Source organism: Mesorhizobium newzealandense (assembly GCF_042682145.1).
Taxonomy (GTDB): domain Bacteria; phylum Pseudomonadota; class Alphaproteobacteria; order Rhizobiales; family Rhizobiaceae; genus Mesorhizobium; species Mesorhizobium newzealandense.
The window spans coordinates 66669-72668 of record NZ_JBHUGZ010000015.1 but is presented as its reverse complement, the minus strand read 5'-3'; the positions used below and the strand labels follow the sequence as shown (position 1 = coordinate 72668).

Annotated in this window: 2 protein-coding genes and 1 pseudogene; all 3 read right to left on the bottom strand. The window is 43.0% G+C overall.

Annotated features, from left to right (window positions below; all coding sequences use genetic code 11):
- Nucleotides 1-4430 precede the first annotated feature (4430 nt).
- Nucleotides 4431-4802, bottom strand: a complete 372-nt coding sequence (locus tag ACFSOZ_RS38830; RefSeq protein WP_379101719.1) for a hypothetical protein — start codon at nt 4800-4802, stop codon at nt 4431-4433.
- 227 nt (nt 4803-5029) lie between these two features.
- Nucleotides 5030-5194, bottom strand: coding sequence for a DUF2521 family protein (locus ACFSOZ_RS38825; RefSeq protein ID WP_379101718.1), 165 nt, complete (start codon nt 5192-5194; stop codon nt 5030-5032).
- Nucleotides 5195-5487: 293 nt separating this feature from the next.
- A pseudogene (locus tag ACFSOZ_RS38820) lies at nt 5488-5568 on the bottom strand (hypothetical protein); the annotation flags it as partial.
- Between the last annotated feature and the right edge of the window lie 432 nt (nt 5569-6000).

Genomic DNA, 6000 nt, shown 5'->3' with positions numbered 1-6000 from the left:
GAACAGCCCTTAGGGGGGTCTCCAAGAATGCGGATGACAGGAAGAATGTATTGATGGGGAGGTAAGGGATAGGATTTGGGGATACTACAGGGAATGATAAGAATGGGGAGTGTAAGAAGATCGATCACCGCGCGGCCGGATGGCTACATCGCTGCATCGACGCCTGGGTTCGGCCGCAGAAGATCGACCGTTCGTACAACAGCCCCCGACTTATCCGTCGCAGCCTCCACCACCGAGGAATCCACGCTCGCGACACGAGAATGTCGCCACGGCCACGACGACACTGTCGCCGCCACGCATTGACCGGAGGATGCGAGACGAAGGTGGTTCGCCGCAACATGTCTCGACCGCAGGTCTCGGTCGATCATACCGCCGAGGCAACAAACGAGAAGAGAGAGGTCAGCTCCGACCGCGAGGTGGCTGCGCCACCGGCGGGCCGAGGGAGGGAGTGACGACGGTATGACACCCCCTCCGAAGAACGCCGCACCAGAACTCGAGACCTCGAGACACCCGATGACAGCAGGTGTGCGCGGGACACGACAGACCCTCACCGACACGGACCGAGGTGAGCGCGCGTCGGCACACTCAGGTGGAACAGCACGCCCCCACGGCGAGCGAACGCACAGCGGAGCGGACGACCGAAAGCCGTGACACTGCAGCGGCCTCACGCGACAAGGAGCCAAGAGCTGACGGGGAGTTGCACCGTCAAACCGATGCCTCCTGAACTTACGGTTGCCAGGACAATTCGCACCGAACACCTGCCGGCATCACATCAGCGATGCGGCGTAGCGGCGCGCTCCAGCGGCCAGCACTGTACTCTACCACCGCATGCAACGCACCGCGCGTGACGGAGATTCGAACTGTTGGCCGGCGAACAACGTCAGAGTTGGCGTCGTTGACCTATCGTGGCGGGCTGAAGGGTCGCAACGACGCGAAACAACTGGAACCCGGCCCGCAAACCGGGTCCCTTGGAGTCCGACATCGGCAGGCACCGGCCCGGGCACCATGAGCCGCGATGGACACATCCGGCCGTCGGTAAGCGAGCCGGTCGATGAACTCCGGCACGGCGCGCGCGAGTTACCGCCACGACTGTCGATGATCACGTCGAAAAGGTCCCCGGTGCGTGTGGATCACCGCGCCCGGTGCGATCGAGGATGTGGTTGCACGAGGCTCGCCGAGGCGCCAGACCGCGCTCCTGCGAGGGACGTGGTCACTGCGACGATCCTCGCCCCCGTCGCGTGCCAGCGAGTTCCACCGTGGCGATCGCCCCGATGCTGCCCCGATCCGCGCGTACGAGGACGGAGTCGGCGCAACCGAAGTGGGGTCAACAATTTGCTCCAAACACAAAAGAACATTCCCAGCAACAAGTATATATTCCCTAACGAGACTTCCCCATTTGCAATAAGTACAGATCTTAAATACCAAACTCAAATAATACGAAATGCAATAAGAAGAGCTGGATGCATCCCATAAAGAAGATAGAGACGAAACATCCCTAGTCCAAAACGGTGAATTTGAATGTTAAATATGCAAAGAATCCCATTATTGACTTATAACACTAAAATAAAATCCTACACCCCATCAGCCAGAAAGATACTGCTAAAAATCTCCTTACCGTCGAAATTTTGGAAAAAAATTCATTGTACTTGTCCCACCCAAAACAAAACCAATAATAACTGTGCTAATCCCACCCAAGAAACAACGTCGTAAAAAATAGTCGTACCCACTTGCGGCTATTCACAAAACATCCCCCCTTATACTTATATTTCTAATTAAATTGTATCAATGAACAATTTTCAAAAAGCTAGCCCATGTTCATGTATAAATTTCCTTAAAGATATTTATATTAAAAGAGAGAACTGTTCTGAAAGGAGTTCCAAAACTTATGAAAACGGATGCTATTCATTTTCGTTTTCTTTTCTACTTATAAGCACTTGCAGCATGCGCACAAGGAAAAAGAAACGAAATCCGAAATAGATTACGATCAAACAAGAAAATGATTGTTGATATTTTAAAAACAGATCAGGTAAGAAAGCTAAGTCAAGATGTATTAAACTGATGAAAAAATGAAACAAGCACTCATACTAATGAAACAGGAGTCAAAGAAAACGATGAAGATGCCATGGTATCCGATAAAGGGCAACAAATTCTGTGGAAAAGCTCTTTAAAAGATCCTGAAGTTACTCATCAAAATTTTGCTAAAAGTATGGGGAAAGACAAACTCAATTAATGAAAACCTTATTAAAAGACCCTGAATCACCAAAGCAGGACGTCTATAGAAATTAATGAAAAAATCCTGAAGTAGGAAAAAATGATGATATATATATGATAAAACAATGAAGAGTAAAGAATACAGTCAATATCTACAACAAGTTACTAACAGAAACTGCTGAAGTCCACTCTCCAAGCAAAGATGATGATTCATTAGTAAAGGTGTGCAAAAAGCTGAAAAGGCGGATTGGTAAGAAGAAGCAGGCGGTGACGGTGGTTCTCAAGGCGGAGAAGAAGGAAGAAACAGTAAAAAATAATAACTATAATAACGAGTGGGACAATTTATATATTGTCCACTCGTTATTCTTTATCTTGCATTATGAACAGACAAAATGGACCCATTAATTAAGCGAAAGGTTTACTAGCAAACAAAAGCTTTATTGTGGTCAGTAAACGGTGAACCCCACGGATTAAGTTTCACTTATTTTGGAACAGCTTGTTTTATCAATTACTGGGTTCAGCTATTTTACTATAATAATGCCCGTTGTATGTGTATCTCAGATACTGAAGGAGCAAAGTCATTCTTTATTCCAAATCTGGTTGTTGCAGTGGGAAAAATACGACCAAGATCATTCCGTTTGTAATTCGTTAGGCTAACTTATCTGTCCCCCGCCTTTTCCAAATAACATATTTGTTCTCACCAGTACCTTACTTTCAAGAGTATGGCCATATCTCAAAAACACCAGAATACTATGTTCAGTGCGCAAAGATTGCATCGCTCCCAGCACCGTCCCCCCTGCTGCTTACAAACGCAGCTGTTGGATGAGGCGTCGTTACAATAGATCTCTTTGCAAGATGGCAACATTGAGTGCACATCTAACGCAACCTCACCTGTGCCTGGGGGCCAATTAGTACTAAATAAGTCTAAAATCGCCCCATTTCTACTTCTGTGAAGAAAGTGTTAACATTTTCCCAAGCATAGGTCCTCTCAAATAATCTGGTGCATTATCCTCTACAAAGAAGACCCATTGAGATTACTCTTTACACCTAAACGTTCACACCAGGAATTATCTGTCACCTCTTTACGATAGGACGTTTTTCTATCCGACATCATGTCTGGCACACTAAAAACCGTAAAGTTCGCATCAATAATACCAACTTTTTTTCATAAACGAGCTAAAAGCAACTGCAAGGTTAACGGAAAACAGTTTATTTTCCCACGCCAACCTGTTCCACCTCGCTACTATAAGAATGTTGTTTTTGAATTATGGTGACAAGTCAAAGATTCACTTTGCTCTTCTTCTTGTCGGTGCAAAACTGAGCTTAATTCCTCTGCTGTAAATTCTGCAAAACGAAGTCAACTGTGCTGCCCCAAGTCTTTTACCTACTTTACAATTCAGACTGCAACTGCATTGTTCAGCTGTACGGTTTTACGATTGCAATTTTAAAACCACTCACAGTTCCTTCTCTGGCTTGACTGTTACCTCTTTAATTGCATATTTATGATTTCTTTAAAATTTTTAATGTTTTATTGTAAAAACGGATCTACAATCCCTATCTAAAAGCTTCAACCCACTGCTCTTTCGTTACCATAATTAGCCCAGCCCCCTTTATGAAAAAATAACGTAATGTTAATTGGAATTTATAATCGGCGATTCTTGGAAATAAAAATGCGTTTACATTTTCCCCAGTAGAACACTATTTTCCGAAAACTTTCGTTAACGAGGAGAAGCTCAAAAAAAAATCCTCTTATTCTGGAGGATTCCTTTTCCGTGAAATAACGTAATAATTACCACGGTATATTGCAGCTGCTACCTTTTGCTAGATATTTTCCGAATTTAACATATACCTTCGTTACATGCGATAAAAAGCCGGCTTCAATTAAAGCACCTGGTGTTTTAGAAGAATACTTAATAAATACACATGCGAAATTGTCTTAGCAGAAACGATTCGTGTTCTCTAAAACTTGTTACTCAATTCAGCCCTGTTATAAATTTTGAGGCACGTTCATTTTCAATCGAAAGAGCGGTAATAGAACGTTTGTGCGCCTTTCGATCCACTACTAGTTAAGCATTTTAAAATGAATACTTGCAAAAAAAGTTCACATCAGTTTATTGTGATTTCTACACGTTTTTTTAAATCCTCTGCTTTTACGTCTACTATATGACTTTGTTCTGGGTTAGCTAAATCATAATCTCCCTCACGCCGTTAAAAAATAACTAGTGGCACCTTGTTCTTGTAAATAGTCTGTACATTTTTGTAATTTCAAGCGTAAATCCTTTTCTATATATCCTTTCCACCAACAGCCCCTCCATCTGCCCCGGTCCACCATGCCCAGCATCTAATACAATTACTTTCCTGATAGGGTAAATTCCAAAGCTCGCCACGATTTTGTAATTTGTGAAAATTCTTGCCTTGACTAACAAAAAACAATACAAACCGCAGCGAGTGCAAATGAGATAATTTTCGAATTTCTCTTCATACCTTTCCTCCTCAGCTAGTCCCCTAATTACTTTATTTATGGACAAGAGGAAAAGTTTATGTTGTCTTAATGAAGCTTTAAATCGATATCTTCTTTCAACCTTTTTCATACCCTTCTTGACCACCACAATCTATAAACTGCTGACAAGATTCAAAAAGTAAATTCCTCATCTTTCAACTTATTTCTCGCCATAGTCATCTCGTTAAAAATTGAAATAGCCGTTTAAGTTAATTGTTGTTCTTCTTCTGAGAAAGCTACTATATTTCACTATCAAAAACGATTCACCATAATTAACCAAATTTACTGTATCGCGCTCTAATAAATAAGATTCTATCCCTAATTCAATACAGTAATTTCATACTGACGATGAAGGCTCTTGCATTTGAAAGGCATCACGAATATTTGAACCGCAATGTTTTTAATGATAATTCCCTGCAACATCTTCCGCTCGTATTTTAACTGCTTTTCTTTTTGTTTTTCTTGTAAGCTGGACAATGACATTGATAGTACTTTATAAACCTCCCTAATACGTATTATTAGTCTAAAACTTCTAAAGAAGAAGCATACGCGCGGCAGGTAGCACTAAAATATTCCAAGCTATAAAAATTGCAACAAGAGGAATGACAACATAAAAACCCCAAACCAAATGGTTGGGGTGTGTAGTATCGCAAAAATTAACGTTTTGAGATACTGAGGTGCACGACGTGGCCTTTAAGAAAGTAGTTTTTACGCTCTTTCTACGTGCGTCACGAGTAATAGACCTGCACGTTTTAGTGTTAGACGGTTATTCTGGATCAGCTTTTAATAAGCGCGAAAATACTACGTGAACGAATAGCACCAGCTTGACCAGTGTATCCACCACCATTTACGTTTACAAGTACATCGTTCGTGTACCTAAAGTTTTTGTTGCACTAAGAGGTGTTTCACTACTTCCACGTAAGGCAGCAAATAGGGATATAGTTTTCCAAAATCACGACCGGTAAATGATAACGCGTCCGGCGCCTGGAACTAGGCGTACGCGCGCTACTGAAAACTCTTACGACGTCAGGGCCATAGTATTGAACTGTGCCAAGTAAAGCCCTCCTTTAATTAATATCCGCGAAGTTCGTAAACTTCTGGTTATTGTGCTTGGAATAAGTGGGATGCTCTGGCTCCAAGCATACACGTTAATTTCTTAGGAAACTTGACGGCCTAGCGTCCTTTTGGAAGCATGACTTTAATTGCAAAGCTCTAACCATATTGTACAGGTAGTTTGTACGCATTTCAAGAGCCCGTTCTTTTGGCTTAAGTCCACCGGGGTGTTAGTG